General features: G+C 63.9%; 23 protein-coding genes and 1 tRNA gene. 18 read left to right on the top strand and 6 right to left on the bottom strand.

Annotation, left to right across the window (positions count from 1 at the left end; translation table 11 throughout):
- Positions 1–50: 50 nt before the first annotated feature.
- A tRNA-Met gene (locus ABNX41_RS19770) sits at positions 51–127 on the top strand.
- Here ABNX41_RS19770 and ABNX41_RS19765 read toward each other — a convergent pair.
- The 4 genes from ABNX41_RS19765 to ABNX41_RS19750 form a co-directional block, all read right to left on the bottom strand.
- Entirely contained in the window at positions 84–1,781 is a 1,698-nt protein-coding gene (locus ABNX41_RS19765; protein WP_438671417.1) for a recombinase family protein, read from the bottom strand. The two genes, ABNX41_RS19770 and ABNX41_RS19765, sit on opposite strands and share 44 nt — an antisense overlap.
- Positions 1,782–1,807: 26 nt before the next feature.
- Positions 1,808–2,242 (bottom strand): hypothetical protein, encoded by a 435-nt coding sequence (locus tag ABNX41_RS19760; protein WP_438671414.1) that lies wholly within the window; start codon positions 2,240–2,242, stop codon positions 1,808–1,810.
- A 1-nt stretch (position 2,243) separates the two neighbouring features.
- Positions 2,244–2,498: a type II toxin-antitoxin system prevent-host-death family antitoxin gene (locus ABNX41_RS19755; RefSeq protein ID WP_128238287.1), complete on the bottom strand. Its 255-nt coding sequence runs from the start codon at positions 2,496–2,498 to the stop codon at positions 2,244–2,246.
- 66 nt (positions 2,499–2,564) lie between these two features.
- Entirely contained in the window at positions 2,565–2,762 is a 198-nt protein-coding gene (locus tag ABNX41_RS19750) for a hypothetical protein (RefSeq protein ID WP_438671413.1), read from the bottom strand.
- Positions 2,763–2,910: 148 nt separating this feature from the next.
- On the opposite strand from ABNX41_RS19750, the gene ABNX41_RS19745 reads away from it, so the two are divergent.
- Positions 2,911–3,141: a DUF6429 family protein gene (locus tag ABNX41_RS19745; protein WP_438671412.1), complete on the top strand. Its 231-nt coding sequence runs from the start codon at positions 2,911–2,913 to the stop codon at positions 3,139–3,141.
- A gap of 12 nt (positions 3,142–3,153) precedes the next feature.
- Here ABNX41_RS19745 and ABNX41_RS19740 read toward each other — a convergent pair whose 3' ends face one another.
- Positions 3,154–3,456 (bottom strand): DNA -binding domain-containing protein, encoded by a 303-nt coding sequence (locus ABNX41_RS19740; RefSeq protein ID WP_438671411.1) that lies wholly within the window; start codon positions 3,454–3,456, stop codon positions 3,154–3,156.
- A 527-nt stretch (positions 3,457–3,983) separates the two neighbouring features.
- Between ABNX41_RS19740 and ABNX41_RS19735 the strand changes: the two genes are divergently transcribed.
- From ABNX41_RS19735 to ABNX41_RS19675, 13 genes are all read left to right on the top strand, one after another.
- Positions 3,984–4,631, top strand: coding sequence for a DNA methyltransferase (locus ABNX41_RS19735; RefSeq protein WP_438671416.1), 648 nt, complete (start codon positions 3,984–3,986; stop codon positions 4,629–4,631).
- Between the two features lie 67 nt (positions 4,632–4,698).
- Positions 4,699–4,989: a hypothetical protein gene (locus tag ABNX41_RS19730; RefSeq protein WP_438671410.1), complete on the top strand. Its 291-nt coding sequence runs from the start codon at positions 4,699–4,701 to the stop codon at positions 4,987–4,989.
- Positions 4,990–5,252: 263 nt separating this feature from the next.
- Positions 5,253–5,459: a transcriptional regulator domain-containing protein gene (locus ABNX41_RS19725; protein ID WP_438671409.1), complete on the top strand. Its 207-nt coding sequence runs from the start codon at positions 5,253–5,255 to the stop codon at positions 5,457–5,459.
- A 1-nt stretch (position 5,460) separates the two neighbouring features.
- Positions 5,461–6,039 (top strand): DUF2285 domain-containing protein, encoded by a 579-nt coding sequence (locus tag ABNX41_RS19720; RefSeq protein ID WP_438671408.1) that lies wholly within the window; start codon positions 5,461–5,463, stop codon positions 6,037–6,039.
- Between the two features lie 145 nt (positions 6,040–6,184).
- Entirely contained in the window at positions 6,185–6,454 is a 270-nt protein-coding gene (locus tag ABNX41_RS19715; protein ID WP_438671407.1) for a helix-turn-helix transcriptional regulator, read from the top strand.
- Positions 6,455–7,483: a replication initiator protein A gene (locus ABNX41_RS19710; protein ID WP_438671406.1), complete on the top strand. Its 1,029-nt coding sequence runs from the start codon at positions 6,455–6,457 to the stop codon at positions 7,481–7,483.
- Positions 7,480–8,823 (top strand): DNA cytosine methyltransferase, encoded by a 1,344-nt coding sequence (locus ABNX41_RS19705; RefSeq protein ID WP_438671405.1) that lies wholly within the window; start codon positions 7,480–7,482, stop codon positions 8,821–8,823. Before ABNX41_RS19710 ends, ABNX41_RS19705 begins: the two co-directional genes overlap by 4 nt.
- Positions 8,820–9,338 carry a DUF2840 domain-containing protein gene (locus ABNX41_RS19700; protein WP_438671404.1) on the top strand — a complete coding sequence of 173 codons (519 nt, stop codon included), beginning with the start codon at positions 8,820–8,822 and terminating at the stop codon, positions 9,336–9,338. The genes ABNX41_RS19705 and ABNX41_RS19700 overlap by 4 nt, the downstream gene beginning before the upstream one ends.
- Entirely contained in the window at positions 9,335–9,880 is a 546-nt protein-coding gene (locus tag ABNX41_RS19695; RefSeq protein ID WP_438671403.1) for a S26 family signal peptidase, read from the top strand. Before ABNX41_RS19700 ends, ABNX41_RS19695 begins: the two co-directional genes overlap by 4 nt.
- Positions 9,881–9,906: 26 nt before the next feature.
- The gene (locus ABNX41_RS19690; protein ID WP_438671402.1) at positions 9,907–10,239 is read left to right on the top strand and encodes a DUF736 domain-containing protein; all 333 of its coding nucleotides are present in this window, start codon (positions 9,907–9,909) and stop codon (positions 10,237–10,239) included.
- Positions 10,240–10,443: 204 nt separating this feature from the next.
- Entirely contained in the window at positions 10,444–11,085 is a 642-nt protein-coding gene (locus ABNX41_RS19685; RefSeq protein WP_438671401.1) for a lytic transglycosylase domain-containing protein, read from the top strand.
- The gene (locus ABNX41_RS19680) at positions 11,082–11,657 is read left to right on the top strand and encodes a hypothetical protein (RefSeq protein ID WP_438671400.1); all 576 of its coding nucleotides are present in this window, start codon (positions 11,082–11,084) and stop codon (positions 11,655–11,657) included. Before ABNX41_RS19685 ends, ABNX41_RS19680 begins: the two co-directional genes overlap by 4 nt.
- A 241-nt stretch (positions 11,658–11,898) precedes the next feature.
- Positions 11,899–13,950, top strand: a complete 2,052-nt coding sequence (locus ABNX41_RS19675) for a relaxase/mobilization nuclease domain-containing protein (protein WP_438671399.1) — start codon at positions 11,899–11,901, stop codon at positions 13,948–13,950.
- Positions 13,951–13,971: 21 nt separating this feature from the next.
- On the opposite strand, the gene ABNX41_RS19670 is transcribed toward ABNX41_RS19675, so the two are convergent.
- Positions 13,972–14,925, bottom strand: coding sequence for a LysR family transcriptional regulator (locus tag ABNX41_RS19670; protein ID WP_438671398.1), 954 nt, complete (start codon positions 14,923–14,925; stop codon positions 13,972–13,974).
- 46 nt (positions 14,926–14,971) lie between these two features.
- Here ABNX41_RS19670 and ABNX41_RS19665 point away from each other — a divergent pair, with 46 nt between their 5' ends.
- The 3 genes from ABNX41_RS19665 (at position 14,972) to ABNX41_RS19655 (ending at position 17,593) form a co-directional block, all read left to right on the top strand.
- Positions 14,972–15,955 carry an aldo/keto reductase gene (locus ABNX41_RS19665; RefSeq protein ID WP_438671397.1) on the top strand — a complete coding sequence of 328 codons (984 nt, stop codon included), beginning with the start codon at positions 14,972–14,974 and terminating at the stop codon, positions 15,953–15,955.
- Positions 15,952–16,332, top strand: coding sequence for a carboxymuconolactone decarboxylase family protein (locus tag ABNX41_RS19660; protein ID WP_438671396.1), 381 nt, complete (start codon positions 15,952–15,954; stop codon positions 16,330–16,332). The genes ABNX41_RS19665 and ABNX41_RS19660 overlap by 4 nt, the downstream gene beginning before the upstream one ends.
- Before the next feature lie 67 nt (positions 16,333–16,399).
- Entirely contained in the window at positions 16,400–17,593 is a 1,194-nt protein-coding gene (locus ABNX41_RS19655; RefSeq protein WP_438671395.1) for an MFS transporter, read from the top strand.
- Positions 17,594–17,596 lie beyond the last annotated feature (3 nt).

The following is a 17,596-nucleotide window of genomic DNA, read 5'->3' as shown; positions in this document are numbered from 1 at the left end:
CCTCTAAACGATTAACCTAAAGATCCCATAGCAAAACCGGGATCAATGGCCGCGGGGTGGAGCAGCCCGGTAGCTCGTCAGGCTCATAACCTGAAGGCCGCAGGTTCAAATCCTGCCCCCGCAACCACCGATACAGACAAACCCGTCGCACCAGCGGCGGGTTTTGTCGTTTTGGCAGTCTTTCCAACAGCTTGCCGCTCCGTCCATTCGAGGATCGTCCGCAGTTCGCCATGCAGCGTGGCGTAGAGTTCCCCGCGTTCCGGGCCGGGAGTCAGCACAATCTTCTCGATCAGGGCGCGCAAATCCTGCGACGCTTCCTGCCGCTCTTCCTTCTGGTTCAGGGCCTTCGTCAGCGCGACGACCTTCTTCGCGTAGATGGCCGAAGCACTCGGCAGAATGTCCGGCGTGTCCGCCGGAGCATCAGCGAGCAGGGCCGTCAGTTCTTCCCTGCGCGCTTCCAGCCCGGTCATCTTCTCCTTCATCGACGGATGATACATGCCGTCCGCAATGGCCTCGACGATCTGCGCGATCTGCTTCTCGACCTTCACCAGCTCGGCTTTCCAGGAATCGCCGTTCGAGCGGCGTTCTCGGTTCAGCCGGTTCGTCTCTTCCGCATAGGCGCGCATCGCGTCCTCGACGATCTCCGGCGCCATCATCCGGTCCCTCAATCCGGCAAGCACGCGCCGCTCCAAATCTTCGCGCGCAATGCCCCGGCTGTTGGAGCAGGAACCCTTGCTGATATGGTTCGAGCAGGCGAAGCGGTCGGCGCCGCGCAGCGAGTAGGGACCGCCGCAGCAGCCGCAGAATACCAGTCCTGACAGAAGTGACTTTGGACGCCGCGCGCCGTTCAGCCGGTTCTTCTTGTGATGCGCGCGCACGGCCTCGGTGACATTGGCGAACTTCTCGGCGATCTCGCCCTGACGGGCGCGCACGGCCTGCCAGAGTTCGTCGTCGACGATGCGCAGATCGGGGACGTCCTTGACGATCCATTCCGATTCCGGGTTGAGCCGCGAGACGCGCTTTCCGGTCGACGGGTCTTTGAGATAGCGCAGCCGGTTCCAGATCAGGCGGCCGACATAGAGTTCGTTGTTCACGAGGCCCGTGCCGCGCTTCACATGGCCGCGAATGGTAGTGTCGCTCCAGAGTCGGCCTTCGGGGCCGGGGACGCCTTCCTCATTGAGTGTGCGAGCGATGGTGCGCGGGCCGATGCCTGCGGCAAACTCGCGGAAGATACGTCGCACGACATTGGCCTCGGCTGCGTCGATCTCGCGGTCGCCCCGGATCGGATCGCCGCGCGCATCGAGCTGCTTCACCACCTTGTAGCCGTAGCAAAGCCCGCCCCCCGATTTGCCGTCCTCGACACGGCCACGAATGCCGCGATGCGTCTTTGCGGCCAAGTCCTTGAGGAACAGCGCGTTCATCGTTCCCTTGAGGCCGACATGAAGCTCGCTGATCTCGCCCTCGGCCAGCGTGACGATGGGAACGCCAGCGAACTTCAAATGCTTGAACAACGTCGCCACATCGGCCTGGTCGCGCGAGATGCGGTCCAGCGCCTCGGCCAGCACCATGTCGAACTGGCCCGCCTGCGCGTCCTGCAACAGCATCTGGATGCCGGGCCGCAGGATCATGCTCGCCCCGGAAATGCCCGCATCCTTGTAGGTGCCGACGATCTTCCACTTCTCGCGCTTCGCCTGCTCGCGGCAGATGCGGAGCTGGTCGTCGATGGACGCCTCGCGCTGGTTGTCGGAGGAATAGCGGGCATAGAGGGCAACGCGGGTCATCAGCCGGTCCTTTCAAAACTCCATGGTCAGCGGCGCACGGCGCCGCTCTTCTTCGCGCGGGCCAGTTCGAGGAAGCTGGCTTTGATCTTCGCAAACAGCCCCGGCGGGATGAAGCCATAGGCGAACTCGCCCCGCCTGCCAGGAACCGGCGACAGCCCGCCATTGGGCCATTCGTCGATATTGTGTTCCGAGACGATCACCCAGCTTGGCGCGTCGTCGAGGCCGATGGCCTGCTTCACGCTCAAAGGGATCTCGATGCCGACCGTATCGCCGGAGGGCGGCGTGTGGGTGATCGGCAGCAGCACCACATGGCGCGGACGCATAAGGGCATCGGTCGCGGCGACGAGGCAGGCCGGGCGGTCCTTGCCCTGATCCTGGCCGGCGGCAGCCTCATGCGTCCAGAGGTAATCGTAGCGGAGGACGAGGCCGGGCTTCGGTTCAGGGATCGCCACGTCGCCCACCTTACTTCAGCAGGTCGTCGAGGTGGGCATGTTCGGGGTCCATTTCGGCCCGTTCAACGGCGTCGATTACCACATCGGCGGCGTCCGCCGTGCGATGCGTCCGCTGCGCGGCGGCACGGAGCCAGTCATAGTGGTCGGCGGACATCAGCACGAACTCGCGCCGCCCGTGCCGGGTGATCTCCACCGGCTCGCGCTGCGCCTGGTGCTGGAACTCGCCGAATTTGCGCTGGAATTCGAGGGAACCGACTGTCGGCATGGCAGGCATCCTTTCGATTGGGATGCCCAAATTATACGTGTAATTCGTGTTATTGCAAGGATGGAGTTATGCATCCCCGCCTGCCGGGCGCTTTTTCTGCGCCCTGCGTTCCAGCGCGATCTTGCGCTCGAACTGCTCGCGGGCGATCTGGCGGCCGATCAGCCGGGCGAGGGACCGGATGGCTGCATCGGCGCGCGCAGGATCGTTTCCGCCCGTTTCCGGTCCTATGACCTCGATGCTGATCCTGTCGCGTTTGGGCGTCATCGTCTCCAGAAATCCCATGCCCGAAAGGGGCAGGGATCATCGAAGAACCGCTCGCGCCTGAAAGAAAAGCCCCGTATCGCAGCCGTGCGGCATATGGGATACCGTGGAGTATAATAGGGATGGTCTGTAATCGGGAGAGCATCGCGCAATGGAGATCGACGAGGACAAGATCGACGATGCGGTTCTCGCGCTGCTCTACCTTACCCTCGACCGCGATGGCCGCGCCTGGAAGGGATTCGACTGGACCGCGATGAACCGGCTGCACGAGAAAGGCTTCATCGGCGATCCTGTCAACAAGGCGAAATCCGTCTGGCTCACCGAAGAAGGCATCGCGCGGTCGGAAAGGCTCTTCTGCGAAATGTTCACGGCCGAGAAGTGAACCTGGCGACCTTCAATGCCGGTTGTGCCGGGTCTGCTCCTGGACGGCCTGTTCCAGAATCCGCCGGTAGCCGGTTTTCGTCATCCACCGCGCTCGGGCGAGATGGCTTTCCCAGCAGCGCCGTGTGCGCGTCGGATCGGCGGCGGGATCGCGGTGCAGGACGATCTGCGCCACTTCGGTCCAGTCCGCACCTTCCTTGTCCGCGTCGAGCAGGCGCAGATAGGTCACGAAATGCTGTTCGTCGTAGGTCGTAATGTCGGGGCCGGTCGGTGCTTCGTCCTCGACATCGGGGTCCAGTTCCGGCTGGACACGCATCGGTTCGTCTCCCTGCTTCTCGGAATGGTGTCCGCGGTGCGCCCCCGCAAACCATCCTTGTCACCCTGGTGATCGGGGAGTTCGAAACCGTCACGAAACGGCCCCGTGGCCTTTAGGCGGGTAGCCCTGGACATGCGCCACGGGCTCCCCGACCATAAGGTCAAGGAGTGTGGTGCGGTTCTGGCCAGCACCAGCCATTCGTGAGGGGTTTCGAAGCCCCGGAGCAGCGCGTCTGCTCTGCGCCCAATCTATCCGGTCGAAGGACGAAAGTAACCCGGTTTGTGAAGGCAAGAGCTAAGGGCGTTGCCCTCGCGCACCGCAAGAAAACTCTTTGCCCTTTCGCGGCATAAACGGCCGCCTCCCCGCAAGCGGGTCCCCTCCAATTATTCCACGAACCAAAGACTTCTCTTGCGCCTTGCTACCCCTGGCTCGCCGCCGGGCAAGGGTTCAGGAGCGGCGCTTCGCTGCTCTGAACCCAAAATCCAAAGGACAGAGACATGACCGGCAACGCCAACACCCCCCGCAACGTGATTTTCAATGCCGATTGCATCCAGGCGATGCGCTCTTTCGAGAGGGGATCGGTGGACTTCATTCTGACTGATCCGCCCTATCTGGTGAACTATTGCAGCCGTGACGGCAGGACCGTGGCGAACGACGACAATGCCCGTTGGCTGCGCCCCGCGTTCAACCAGATGCACCGCGTTTTGAAGGATGGAGGTTTCGCCATTTCGTTCTACGGCTGGAACAAGGTCGATCTTTTCATGGACGCATGGAAGGCGGCAGGCTTCCGCATCGTCGGGCATATCGTGTTCCGCAAGCGTTATGCGTCATCGGCGAAGTTCCTGCGCTACCAGCACGAACAGGCTTACTTGCTGGCGAAGGGCAATGTTTGCCTGCCCGATAACCCCATCCCGGACGTGATCGACTTCCCCTATGCGGGCAACAAGCTGCACCCGACGCAAAAGCCGGTCGAGGCGTTGCGTCCGCTGATCGAGGCTTTCACGAAGCCCGGCGACCTTGTGCTGGACCCGTTCAGCGGCAGCGGCTCGACACTGGCGGCGGCGCAGCAGCTCGGCCGCGATTGGCTCGGCGTTGAGCTGGACAGCCGGCACCATGAGACGGCCAGCAGGCGGCTTGCATGGATGCAGCAGCAGCACGGCAAGGCGGCGGCATAGACCGGCCTGTAAAGCGCGCCCGTCAAGGCGGCGGGCGCCGCACCCCTGCAATACAGAGGATTTCATCATGCGCTGGATCGTAACGAAGGACTATTGGGGAAACTGCCTTGGCATGGGCGAGGACGAGGAGGGCGTTCCCATCCGCGGGAAGCCTGAACAGGGCGACGCCCTACCGATGGAGTTCTGGCTTTGCGACGCGAGGGAAAACGTGGTGTTCGAGGGCCGTTGCGGCGACATAGACGCGGACTGGTGGCACGGCATGGAGCCGCTGTTTTACACCTGGACCACGTTCCGTTGCCGCCGGCTGTATTACCGCCGCGCCGGAACGAAAGAGCCTTGGCGTCCGCTTCGCCCATAGGATAACCACAAGACCGAAACACCAGGGCCGCCGATCCAGATGGACCGGCGGCCTTCGCATGTCCGGGCGCCGCCAGACCAAAAAATTGCGCTCGCCGGGCATCATGCCCGGCTCGCCGGCTCTTGCCAGAGCCGAAAAAATGCTGGCGCTGATAAGGCCGGACTCTCACTATATAATGCCCGCCTTGCTAGTTTTATTCTGTCCTTTCCCTGACTCTTTACTTCTGGTGCAGACTTTCAGCGCCCGGATGAAGAGGTGACGCCATGCTGTCAGGCATAGATTGGCGTGCATCGGTGGCCTACAGGCACGCAAAGACAATCCCCGCCGCCGGTTTTGCCTGGGAATATCTCAGACGCGATGATGAATATCATCAAGACTTCCGCGCTATTTCGCGCATGAAGAATCCACCAGGCTCCCGGCTCGATGCTTTTGCTCGACGCTGGGGGCTGCGATTTCCCCTGCGACCCTGAAATGCTCGCCGACCGGCAATCCCAGTTCTGGATTCCGAGCCTTCAGCCCCAGGCCGTCATGTTGTCGCCAGCCCCCGCGCCGCCCAGCCCGGAGGCGCCGACATTCACGCTGGCCCATCTCGACGGCCTCGATCTGCGACGCGCGGACGATGGCTGGCACGGACTCTGGCGCGTGGATGGTGTCGCGCATCAGTTCTGGCTTCCCGAAGCGGTCCCCGACGCGGCGGCGTTCTATGCCGTCACCCTGCCGATGGATTCCTTCCTCGAGCTGCGCGCCCATGCGGCGCGGCGGTTGTGGCGCTCGCTGAACGGCCGCGCGCCAGGCCCGGATTTCCGCGCCATGCCGTCGCAGATGCGCCAGTTTCATATCCTCTCCCTGCGGGCGCTTGACGCCAAACTGCATGGCGAAAGCCATCGCACCATCGCCGAAGTGCTGCTCGGTTTTCGTGGCGACAATGTCGATTGGGAAAGTGATCCGCGCCGCAACAAGGCCCGCCGCCTGGTCGCCCATGGTCTTGCCATGATGAAGGGCGGCTACCGGCTGCTGTTGCACTATCCGATCAAGCGTCGGCACGAATAATCGCCACCTTACTTAAGCCCGCCCAACCGGGCCGTGAAAGTATAGTCGCAAATACAGCCCTGCACGGATCGCCAATCCTTCGCCACGGTTCGCCACAGCCCGCTGTCGCCGCTGACGGCAGCCTGAACGAACCCGAGGTGATCCCATGCCCGACCCGTTGGCGGACCTGCCGCCGAGATTCCTGCATACCAAGGAAGCCGCATATTTCCTCGGTCTCTCGCGCCGAACCCTTGAGAAGCATCGCACCTATGGCACCGGCCCGGTTTACCGCAAGGTCGGCGGCCGCGTCCTCTATGCCATCCGCGATCTGGAAGCCTGGACCGAGGCCGGCGCCCGCACATGCACGCGGGACAAGGAAGCCGGCACGGTCTTTCCCCCGCATCGGCTGACACCCGAAGAACGGGACCGGCTCTGAATGGTGCCGGACAACGATCACGAACCCGCCCGGCCGAATGGCTCCAGCGAGCGCAGCCGTCTCGATCCGTTCATCGTGGCGACCGGAGACGCGCCGCCGCGCGACCAGCGCGACCTGATGGAGCGGCCCTTTTTCTCCCTCGCCAAATCCCCGCGCCTCAAACCCATTCTCTACAAGGCCGCCGATGTGGAAGTGCAGGTGCTTGGTATGCCTAGGCACGGCATGGCGACCATATGGGACGCCGACGTGCTGATATGGGCGGGGAGCCAGATCGTTGCGGCCGAGAACAACGGCCTCAACACGTCGCGCTTCTTTCGCTTCATGCCCTACCAGCTTCTGCGCGCCATCGGGCGGGCGACGGGCAACCGGGACTATCTTCTGCTCAAGGCGGCGCTCGCGCGGCTGCAATCCACCGTCATCGCCACCACGATCCGCAACGGCGCGCATTGGCGGCGGCGGCAGTTCTCCTGGATCAATGAATGGGAAGAATTGACCACGCGCGCTGGCCGCGTCGAGGGCATGGAATTTGTCCTGCCCGAATGGTTCTACAACAGCGTCATCGACCGCTCGCTGGTGCTGGCGATCGACCCCGCCTACTTCCGTCTGAAGGGCGGCATCGAGCGATGGCTTTACCGCGTCGCGCGCAAGCACGCCGGTCGCCAGCCGGAAGGTTGGTCTTTCGAGGTCGCCCACCTTCACCAGAAGTCCGGCAGCCTGGCGCGCCCGTCCGACTTCGCGCTCGACCTGCGCCGGATCGCCGTCCGCCAGTCGCTGCCCGGCTACCTGCTCCAGATCGAATGGGAAGACGGCCGCGAATTGCTGCGGTTCCTTCCCGAAAAACTATCCACAGTGCCTGTGGATAACCATGTGGAACCTATCGGGACATCAGGCGCACGCAGTATCGGGACATCAGGCGCAAATCGTGCCGCGCACTCTATAGAAGAATCTAACAAAGAATCTAACTCTTCTTCTTTGACGCGCGCGCGGGCGACCCATGGTGCCGGCGCCGTGCCGCGAGGTGCGCCATGATGCGCGCCCTCGACCTGTTCAGCGCCGCCGCGGGCGGCTGGTCGCTCGGCCTGCATCGAGCGGGCTTCGTCACCATCGCCGCCTGCGAAATCGTCGAGTGGCGGCGCATCCTTTACGCAGAGAACAATCCCCATGTCAGACTCTACGAGGACGTGCGCGGACTCACGGCAGCTCGCCTTGTTTCCGACCTTGGAATCCTTCCCGACATCATCGTCGGCAGCCCGCCCTGCCAGGATATCTCCAGCGCCAACACCAAGGGCAAAGGGATCGAAGGCGAGCGGTCGGGCCTCTACCTCGAAGCCGTCCGCCTGGTCGGAGATTGCCGCCCTCGCTGGTTCGCTTTTGAGAACAGCCCTAATCTGCGAACTCGCGGCGCTGACAGGCTGCTCGATGAACTGGAAACGCTCGGCTACGCCGTTGAGCCGTGCGTGGTGGGTGCTGATAGCGTCGGGGCCAACCATGTCCGCAAGCGGTCATGGCTCATCGGCTACGATCCCGAACAGCTTGCCGACACCCGTATCGCAATCCCAGCAGGGTGGCATCCGCCTGGAGGGCGGATCGGGGGCACGAAGGGCGATGAAGGAATCCGGCCTCTACGACCTGTTCCGCAACCGCCCGCTGCCGACGCCGATGGCCTCGGACGGGATGATGGATGGCGCGGGCGGCGGCGCGGGCTCGACATACCCTCTGCGCATGATCCTGGCGACGCCGAGGAAATCGGATGCGGATCGCGGTGGCCGGGGCGATCTGCTCAGCCAGTTGCAGGGCCATGCCAGCCGTCATGCGGGCATGATGCCGACCCCGGTGAAGCCGAACGGCGGGCGCAGGTTGAGCGCGCAGGAGATCGAGACGGGACGCCGGGCGAACGGGGCGAAGGCGCAGATCGACACGCCGAACCTGCTGCGCCACGCGGCGGAAATCCTGCCGACGCCGACGAAGCGCGACAGCCGCATGGACGGCTGGAGTCCGGCCTACGACCGCAGGAAGTCGCCGACGATGGACGCGGTGATGGACGGGGCGATGACGGACCGGGCGCCGGACAAATGGGCGGGAGCGCGGGCGTTGGCGGCGATGCTGCGGAGCCATGGGCTGACTGGAACGGCGGCCTTGCCCGTCACCTACGGCTGGATGATGGGCTTTCCGCCTGGGTGGCTGACAAGCGCATTGCGCTCGGCAGTCGCAAAGGGACTGCTGCGGCCAGCCTGATCGTCGAGGCGTTCGGCGACGCCGTTCTTCCGCAAATCCCCGAAGCCATCGGCCGCGCCATCCTGCGCACCGAAGCCGCGCTGGACGCGGTGCTGGTGCGCTCCACCCCCGACAATCCCGGAGACGAACCATGACCCGCCGCGCCCATCGCCGCGCGCACGGTCGTCCGCACCCGGACGGACCCGCACCCTTCACCACCCTGGTCGAACTGACCTTCGAGAAACGCAAGGTCGAGCATTGGATCAGGTTCGGCCGCAAGAGCTACGAACAGATCATCGACCGCCGACGCAGCGTTGTCGGCTTCGCGCCGGAGAGCATCTTCGCCTTCGTGCGATGGGCGAGCGGCGAGCATGGCACTGTCGTTTCGCGTATCGACATCGTGCGGGCCATCGGGCGCGGCGAGCCATATCAAACGCTGCCCTTCGTGCGCCCCGGTGGGGAAATCCTGTTGCGCCTCGACGGCTGGCCGAAGGTCCAGCGCGCGCTTGCGGTGATCGACGCCGTGGAATCGCTCGGCCTCGACCCTGCCGACATATCGCCGGACTACTGGCGCCACGCGCATAACCGCCTGACCGCCAATCTGGACCCGAGCGCCTACACGCCGGAACGACATGCGGCATGGATCGGGCGCCGGAGGATTGACCCATGACGCGCCGCCGCTATCTCGCGGTGACGGCGCTCGCTGTCATCGGCATCGCCGCCGCAAGCGCCGTCGAGACGCCGCCGAAACTCATCTGGAACGCCACCGCCAGCGCGCCGGTCGGCTTCTACACAGTCGAGCCGACCGATGCGCTCGACGTGCCGGAGCTGGTCGCCGTCATGCCGCCCGAACCGCTCGCCGCCTTCATGGTCGGTCGCGGCTATGTCGGGCGCGGCATCCCGCTCCTGAAGCGCGTCGTCGGCCTGCCGGGACAACGGGTTTGCCGCTTGCGATCCACGATCACGGTGAACGGGATCGAGATGGGCGAGGCGCTGGAGCGTGACAGATTCGGCCGCGATCTGCCCGTCTGGCAGGGCTGCCGCGTCATCGGCGACGACCAGCTTTTCCTCATGAACTGGGAAGTCCGCGACAGCCTCGACGGTCGCTATTTCGGACCCATCCCCGCAGCTTCCGTCATCGGTCGAGCGGTCCCGCTCTGGACCGATGAGGAAGGTGTCGGCCGCTACGAGTGGCGCGCGTCGACGCACTGATTTTTCCAACCGCAAGGAGACTGACCATGCCCGCCAACATCTTTGAACCCACCGCCAACGGTTACGCCGGGCGCGTCCGGCTGTTCGGCATCGACGAAGCAATCGTTCTTGTCGCTATCGAGCCGGGCGACGGCGAGAACACACCGGCCTATCGTATCCAGCTCGACGACGAAGACGGCCCCGACATCGGCGGGGCGTGGAAACGTGTCGGTGAGAAGGCCGGCGACTATATCGCGCTGGAGATCGATAGCCCGCTTTTCCCTGCGCTGTTTCGCCCTGCGCTGTTCCAGGCCGACGAAGAGGGGCGCACCTTCCGGCTCGCGTGGAAGCGGCCGAGGGCGCGCGAGTATCGGGGCTGATCGGTGCGCGTTCCGGCCATCCCTTTGTTCGCGGGAAATCCATCTCATCCCTTCGTCCCGCTCGTGGGCAGGACGGCCGGCGCCCCCAGCGAAGGTCAGGGGCGGCCCCCGGCCGGCGCTTGCGCCTTGCCCTTGACCGCAGCGAGGACGCTGGCAGGCTGGAGCCGTTGCGGAGACAGGGCGGCATGGCGTTTTGCCGTTCTGTTGCTCGCCGGGGCGCTTTCCGTCTGCGCCAGATCGGGCGTCGCCGTCGCGCAGTCCGCGCCGGTCGAGCGTCCGGCAGCCGCCCATCCCCATGCGGCCCACATCGCCGAGGCGTCGCAGCGGTTTGGTATCCCCGAGCATTGGATCAGCGCCGTGTTGCGCGCCGAAAGCGCGGGCGACGTGCGCGCGGTTTCATCGGCCGGGGCGATGGGATTGATGCAGGTGATGCCCGACACATGGGCGGGCCTGCGCGTCCGCCATAGCCTCGGCCGTAATCCCTACGACCCGCGCGACAACATCCTCGCAGGCACGGCCTACCTGCGCGAAATGTTCGACCGCTACGGCAATGTCGGCGCGATGCTCGCGGCCTACAACGCTGGCCCCGGCCGCTATGACGAACACCGCGCGACGGGCCGCCCGCTCCCCGCCGAAACCCGCGTCTATATCGCCGCGCTTGCGCCGGTCCTCGGCGGCGCGGTTCCATCGGATGCACCATCCCGGCGACCGGCGCCGCCGCCCGACTGGCGCGACGCGCCCCTGTTTGTCCAGCGCCCGGATGGCAGCCAATCGATGGTCACGCCGTCATCCGACCTGCAATCGGGTGACCTGTTCGCCGTCGGTTCGGAGCCGGATCGCCGATGAAGATCGCCTATGCCGACCCGCCCTATATCGGCTGCGCCCACCTCTACCGCGACCATCCCGACTATGCCGGCGAGGTCGATCATGTGCGCCTGATCGAGCGGCTGGAGCGCGACTATGACGGCTGGATATTGCACGCCGCCGCGACGCCGCGCTCCATCGCAACGCTTGCCCCGCTGGTCGAGCGGACGGGCGCGCGGTGGATGGCCTGGGTGAAGGGATTTGCCGCGTTCAAGCGCAATATCCCTGTCGCCTTCGCGTGGGAGCCGGTCATCGTGAAGGCCGCACGAAAGCCAGTCGTCAGCAAGCGGCTGGTCATGCGGGACTGGATTCAGGCGAGCATAACCCTGCGCCGCGGCCTCACTGGCGCGAAGCCGGAAGCGGTCTGCCATTGGGCTTTCGAGATGGTCGCCGCGCGTCCCGACGACACGCTCGACGACCTGTTTCCCGGCACGGGCGCGGTCACTGAGGCGTGGCGCACATGGCGTCTCAAGTTCGCATTGCCGGGCGAGCCAGCGGCGCGCGTCGCACCGGGCGGTGAGCAGGAACGGCAGGCGGACGGAGCGGGATCATGAGGGCGGGAGGGGCGGAAAGGACGGGATTTTACGAGTGCAAGATAAAGGAACATGGCACCATGCCGGGCCAGTTCTGGAAATTATTGTTGTCTGCACACTGGTTAGGGGAGCCGCAAGCGGCACCCTGTTTCCGGACCCCGCGTGCCGCGTGTCTGCGCAAAGCCTTAGCTTTGCAGGGTTTTGGCCGGCACCATAGGCCCATATCGGCCTGTTTTCGGCAATTTTGGCCGGAGCCGCGCCCATGAGCGCCGACGACGAAAACCGCTTCCGCCCGAAGCCCGGACGCATCCGATCCGACACGCCGAAGGCGGGCAGGACCAGGAGTTTTCTCACCCAGGCGAAGAAGCTCGCCCGGCAGCACAGAACCGCCAATCCCAAATACGCGCCGCGTCTCGAAACCCGCACGGCCGCGAAGGGCGGCAAGGCGTCTCGTTCGGCCAAGGGGCCGGGCGTCCGGCGCGGACGCGGAGCGGCCTTCGTTCGCGCCCGCACCCTGTCGGGCGGCTGGCGTCACAGCGCGCCGGGGATGCGTCGCGTCGTCGTCAAGGCCCGCTATGTCAAGGACGCCGGCAGGAACGGCAGATCGGCCGCGCATCTTCGCTACATCCAGCGCGACGGGACATCCCGCGACGGCGAACGCGGCCAGCTCTATTCGGCGACCGAGGACCGCGCCGATGGCGATGCCTTCGTCGAGCGCGGCAAGGAGGATCGCCACCAGTTCCGGTTTATCGTCTCGCCGGAGGACGGCACCGACCTCATGGACCTGACAGCGCACACGCGCGACCTTATGAGCCAGATCGAGGCCGATCTTGGAACGAAGCTCGATTGGGTTGCGGTCAATCACCACAACACCGGCCATCCCCATGTGCATGTCATCGTCCGCGGCAAGGACGATCTTGGCGAGAACCTTGTCATCAACGGCGACTATCTCGCCAACGGCATCCGCGAGCGCGCCAGCGAATTGACCACGCTGGAGCTTGGCCCCGCCAGCGAGATCGAGCAGAGCCGCAAGCTGTCGGCCGAAATCGACCAGGACCGTTTCACCCGCATCGACCGGGCGATGACGGAGGAAGCCGACGACAGGTTCCTCGACCTGCGCCAGGAGCCGGACGAACCGCGCCGCCAGTTCAACCGGACGCTGCGCCTGCGCCGCCTCGCCAGGCTGGAGAAGATGGGGCTGGCGACCGAACACGCGCCGGGCGTCTGGGAGTTGAGCGAGCGTATGGAGCCGACCTTGCGCGAGATGGGCGAGCGCGGTGACATCATCCGCAACATGCACAAGGCGCTGAAGGCCGATGGCATGGAGCGCGATCCTCTCACCTTCCAAATCCATGACGGGCCGCCCGAGACGCCCATCGTCGGGCGCGTCGTGGACAAATACCTATCCGACGAGTTGGGCGAGAACCTGACCCTTGTGGTAGACGGGATCGACGGGCGGACCCACCATGTCGCCGGCATTGACCCGGCCCGCGTCGAGGATGCGCGGATCGGCAGTATCGTCGAGATCGGCTCGGCCGACACCGCACAGCGACCATCCGACCGGACCATTGCCGCCATCGCCGAGGATGGCGTCTATCGGCCGAGCCGCCATCTGGAGCAGGCGAAGTTCGAGGGCCGTGTTCCGGGCGGCGACTATGAGGGCTATGTCGATGCCCATGTGCGCCGGCTGGAGGCGTTGCGCCGCGCCGGGATCGTCGAGAGGATCGACGCCGACCAATGGCGTATCCCTGAAGATTTCGAGAGCCGCGCCGCCGCTTATGATGCCGGGCGCAACCGGCAGGCCAGCGTTCGCGTCCTGTCGGCCGTCGGCCTTGAAAAGCAGATCGGCGCGGATGGCGCGACCTGGCTCGACCGGAGGCTGCTTGCGAACGACCCATCGGATCTCGCGCCGACCGGCTTCGGCCAGCAGGTCCGCGAGGCAATGGACCAGCGGCGCGAGCACCATATCGGACAGCGCGACGCCACGCGCAGCCGGGACGGTCGAATCTTCTACCGGCGCAGCCTTCTCGCCACCCTGCGCGAGCGGGAGGTTGCCCGCGTTGGCGCGGAGATGGCCGAGGGCAAGGCGCTGCCGTTCCGCGCCGCCACGGACGGCGAGAACGTCAGCGGCAAGTTCACTGGAACCGTGCAGCTATCGAGCGGCAAGTTCGCCGTGGTCGAGCAATCCCATGAATTTACCCTTGTTCCGTGGCGGCCGGTCATCGACCGTCAACTCGGCCGCGAGGTCATGGGCGTTGTGCAGGGCGGATCGGTATCCTGGCAGTTGGGCCGGAAGAGGGGGTTGGGAATTTAAGTTGGGGGTGCTGCCATGTCTTTACTTACGATCCGCAGTTTCAAACTTCTCTCTAGCCTCGCGGATCAGGCTTCCGAAAAACTCGGCGACCACGCGGACCCTCCGGGACTGGGCAAGGTCAGAGTGAATAGCCAGCCAAATCCCTTGGTCGATGCCAAGGTCTGCCTCCAAGCAAACAAGGTCGTTCTGCCGAGCAATAAAGTGCGGCAGCACAGCTAATCCGACACCTGCAACAGTGGCGGAAACCTGCGCCGAGAGGGTTGTTGTTGCCAGAATTGGCGCACGGCCGCGCAGTATTCGTTCGATCCATTGGGCAGCGGGAAGATGACCGTATGTCTCGCACCAACCAATAAAGCGGTCGGTGTCGAATCGGGCATCCTCACGCTTTGCAGTCCGGCCATCAATGTAGCCTTGAGAGGCGTAAAGACCGTAGCCGAGCGTTCCCAAACGCCGGATCGTTACGTTGCCACGCTCAGGCTTGACCATCCTGATAGCCAGATCAGCATCGCGGCGGTGCAGATTGACCGCCTGAACATCTGTCACCACTTCAAGGCTCAGATCAGGATATTGATCGGTCAGCCCCGGCAGAGCTGGAATTATCAGATGGTTGGCAAGCGTCTCGGCCGTGGCCAGACGCACCCGACCGGCAATTTCAGTTTGAGCAGCAGACCCTTCCGCAAAGGCTTCGGCTGCTTGTTCGAGTGCTTCCGCGCGCTCCATCAGCGCGGCACCATCGTCGGTCAGACGATAGCCATTCTGGTGACGGCTAAAGAGAGTCAAGCCGAGCGCAGCTTCCAGCCGCTCGATCTGGCGCGATACGGTGGCAAGACCGTTCCCGAGGCTGGCCGCCGCGCCGCTCAACGATCCGCTGCGCGCGATGGCGAGGAACACCCTCGCATCGTCCCATCGGAGGCGGCCAGCCTCTTGCTTTCCAATATCGGAAATCAGCTTACGAGTAGTGGCGGTTTTCTTCATCGAAAGAGAAAACCATCTTTGTCTCCAACAAACAAGGAGCAAAGCAATGCAACAGCGAACACTTGGGTCTCACCTGTCGGTTTCCGCCATCGGACTCGGCTGCATGGGGATGAGTGAGTTCTACGGCCCCCGCGACGACGAGGAATCGCTGGCGGTGCTACGGCGGGCGGTCGATCTTGGCATCGACTTCCTCGACACCGCCGATATGTATGGGCCGCACCACAATGAAGAATTGATCGGCCGCTTCCTCGCCGAAAGCGGTGCAAAGGTGAAGATCGCCACCAAGTTCGGCATCGTGCGCAAGCCGGGCGAATACGCCCGCAGCATCGACAACAGCACCGACTATATGCGCCGCGCCTGCGAAGCCTCGCTCAAGCGGCTCGGGCTGGAGCGGATCGACCTTTACTACGTCCACCGCATCGACCGCGAACAGCCTATCGAAGAGACGATAGAGGGGCTTTCTGCCCTGACGCGCGAGGGCAAGATCGGTCACATCGGGCTTTGCGAGGTAAGCGCCGAGACGCTGCGCCGCGCCCATGCGGTCCATCCGGTGACGGCGGTGCAGACCGAATACTCGCTCTGGACCCGCGACGTGGAGGCTGAAATCCTGCCGACCTGCCGCGAGTTGGGCATCGGCTTCGTTCCCTATTCGCCGCTCGGGCGCGGTTTCCTGACAGGCCGGTTTCAGGCGGGGTCGCAATTCGAGGATGGCGATTTCCGTGCGGGCCTGCCCCGCTTCGCGCCGGACAATGCGACGACCAATGCCGCTCTGGTCGATGTGGTGCGCGCCATCGCAACGGCAAAGGGCTGCACCCCTGCGCAGATCGCCTTGGCATGGCTGCTCTCCAAGGGTGACGACATTGTACCGATCCCCGGCACCAAGCGGCTGAAATATCTGGAAGAGAACGCCGCAGCTACGTCGATTCTCCTGAATGAACAGGAGAGAGAAACCCTTGAGAACGCGATTTCCAGCCTGCCCATCGTAGGGGAACGCTACACCGCCGAAGGTATGAAGGGGTTGAACGCATGACGCAGGATCGTCGCTCGAAAGCCCTCGCCGTTCTTGAAAGCCTCGATCCCGAAGCCCCGTCTCGCGTTGCCGAAAATCTCGATGCGCTTTCGGATGATTTCCTCGAGGTCATCTTGGGATTTGCCTTCGCGGATGTGGTGTCGCGGCCGGGCCTCGACCTGCGCACGCGCGAAATGCTTACCGTATCGGCTCTGATGGCAATGGGCACCGCGCCCGGTCAGCTTGAGTTCCATATTCGTGCCGCCCTCAATGTCGGCGTCACGCGCGAGGAAATCGTCGAGATACTGCTTCAGATCGCCGTCTATGCTGGCGTCCCCGCGTGCATGAACGGCATCGCCGCCGCCAAGAAAGCTTTCTCGGCCGCCACCACATCATAACTCACAGACGCAACCCACCGCACAAAGCGGCTGGCGCTTGCGGTCAAGAATCTAAGGTCCCTCTCAAATGCAAGAACAACATGAAACCACATCGTGGCGAAACTGGCTGGCGGTAGGCGTTCTTGGCGTTGGTTCGTTTGCCATCGTCACTACAGAACTGGCACCAATAGGTATTCTTTCTTCGATAGCGAATGATCTTGGAGAGAACGAAGCAAAGGTTGGCCTCATCGTAACTGGCTACGCTTGGATCGCTGCCGTTGCCGCGTTGCTGTCCGCAACTATGCTCGGACGAATACCAAGAAAGCCACTTCTCGGAAGCTTGATGCTGGTGTTGGCGTTGTCCAGCGCAGCGGCTGCCGTATCCACGACATTTCCAGCACTGTTCGGGGCAAGGATCATCGGAGCTATCGCCCATGGTGCGTTCTGGGCCATGATCGGCACGCTCGGAGCGCAGATCGTTCCAGCCAGATATGTCGGGGTCGCAACTTCGATCATTTTCGGGGGAGTGTCAGCGGCCAGCGTCTTGGGTGTCCCGTTGGCAGGGATGATAGGGCATCACGAAGGCTGGAAAACTGCGTTCGGTGTAATTGCCGTTTTGTCCTTCCTGACAGCCGCCGCCATCATGTTTTCAGTGCCTCGTGTGTCAGCTGCGGCACCAGTCGGGCGGCAGGCACTTTTCGCAATTGTCCGCAATCCTACCTTCGTTCGCATCTATGGCGCGACGGCATGTGCGATCACCGCACATTTCGCCGCATTTACCTACATTGAGCCATTGCTCGCCGAGGGCCTGCGCATAGAGCCGAACGCCCTTTATACGCTTCTTCTTGCGTTCGGCCTTGCTGGTCTTCTCGGGAACGTCATGACGGGCGTTTTTGTGGACCGTTATCTCAAACCGTTGGTGTTGGGATCGCTGGCGCTGATGGCGATTTGCTTGGCCGGGCTTGGAGCCTTGGGCGCGAACGCCGACTTGATCGCGGTAGGTATCCTGTTGATGGGCTGGGGGATCGGCGTCGCAGCAGTTTTCGTTGGCTTCCAGACTTGGATTCTACGAACGGCGGGCGACGCGGCACTTCCAGCTTCCGCGATCTATGTTGCTATTTTCAACGCTGCAATCGGCACCGGCGCATTGTTGGGGGCGGTCGTCATTTCGTTCACCGAACTGGCCGGTTTGGTAGTGATTGCGGCAATCGCTCTCGCGGGTAGCATTGTGCCAGTTCTTTTGCTTTCGGCTCCGGCGGTAACGCTGGCCCCGGCCGAGTGATGA

Source organism: Pseudogemmobacter sonorensis (assembly GCF_042762395.1).
Taxonomy (GTDB): Bacteria; Pseudomonadota; Alphaproteobacteria; order Rhodobacterales; family Rhodobacteraceae; genus Pseudogemmobacter; species Pseudogemmobacter sonorensis.
Note: the sequence above shows the minus strand (reverse complement) of the source record. Positions and strands in the feature narration are given on the sequence as shown.

Bases quoted from the DNA above. Each gene is read 5' to 3' on its own strand.
- ABNX41_RS19765 (WP_438671417.1), bottom strand. From the start codon at position 1,781: ATGACCCGCGTTGCCCTCTATGCCCGCTATTCCTCCGACAACCAGCGC.
- ABNX41_RS19755 (WP_128238287.1), bottom strand. From the start codon at position 2,498: ATGCCGACAGTCGGTTCCCTCGAATTCCAGCGCAAATTCGGCGAGTTC.
- ABNX41_RS19750 (WP_438671413.1), bottom strand. From the start codon at position 2,762: ATGACGCCCAAACGCGACAGGATCAGCATCGAGGTCATAGGACCGGAA.
- ABNX41_RS19745 (WP_438671412.1), top strand. From the start codon at position 2,911: ATGGAGATCGACGAGGACAAGATCGACGATGCGGTTCTCGCGCTGCTC.
- ABNX41_RS19740 (WP_438671411.1), bottom strand. From the start codon at position 3,456: ATGCGTGTCCAGCCGGAACTGGACCCCGATGTCGAGGACGAAGCACCG.
- ABNX41_RS19730 (WP_438671410.1), top strand. From the start codon at position 4,699: ATGCGCTGGATCGTAACGAAGGACTATTGGGGAAACTGCCTTGGCATG.
- ABNX41_RS19725 (WP_438671409.1), top strand. From the start codon at position 5,253: ATGCTGTCAGGCATAGATTGGCGTGCATCGGTGGCCTACAGGCACGCA.
- ABNX41_RS19720 (WP_438671408.1), top strand. From the start codon at position 5,461: ATGCTCGCCGACCGGCAATCCCAGTTCTGGATTCCGAGCCTTCAGCCC.
- ABNX41_RS19715 (WP_438671407.1), top strand. From the start codon at position 6,185: ATGCCCGACCCGTTGGCGGACCTGCCGCCGAGATTCCTGCATACCAAG.
- ABNX41_RS19710 (WP_438671406.1), top strand. From the start codon at position 6,455: ATGGTGCCGGACAACGATCACGAACCCGCCCGGCCGAATGGCTCCAGC.
- ABNX41_RS19705 (WP_438671405.1), top strand. From the start codon at position 7,480: ATGATGCGCGCCCTCGACCTGTTCAGCGCCGCCGCGGGCGGCTGGTCG.
- ABNX41_RS19700 (WP_438671404.1), top strand. From the start codon at position 8,820: ATGACCCGCCGCGCCCATCGCCGCGCGCACGGTCGTCCGCACCCGGAC.
- ABNX41_RS19695 (WP_438671403.1), top strand. From the start codon at position 9,335: ATGACGCGCCGCCGCTATCTCGCGGTGACGGCGCTCGCTGTCATCGGC.
- ABNX41_RS19690 (WP_438671402.1), top strand. From the start codon at position 9,907: ATGCCCGCCAACATCTTTGAACCCACCGCCAACGGTTACGCCGGGCGC.
- ABNX41_RS19680 (WP_438671400.1), top strand. From the start codon at position 11,082: ATGAAGATCGCCTATGCCGACCCGCCCTATATCGGCTGCGCCCACCTC.
- ABNX41_RS19675 (WP_438671399.1), top strand. From the start codon at position 11,899: ATGAGCGCCGACGACGAAAACCGCTTCCGCCCGAAGCCCGGACGCATC.
- ABNX41_RS19670 (WP_438671398.1), bottom strand. From the start codon at position 14,925: ATGAAGAAAACCGCCACTACTCGTAAGCTGATTTCCGATATTGGAAAG.
- ABNX41_RS19665 (WP_438671397.1), top strand. From the start codon at position 14,972: ATGCAACAGCGAACACTTGGGTCTCACCTGTCGGTTTCCGCCATCGGA.
- ABNX41_RS19660 (WP_438671396.1), top strand. From the start codon at position 15,952: ATGACGCAGGATCGTCGCTCGAAAGCCCTCGCCGTTCTTGAAAGCCTC.
- ABNX41_RS19655 (WP_438671395.1), top strand. From the start codon at position 16,400: ATGCAAGAACAACATGAAACCACATCGTGGCGAAACTGGCTGGCGGTA.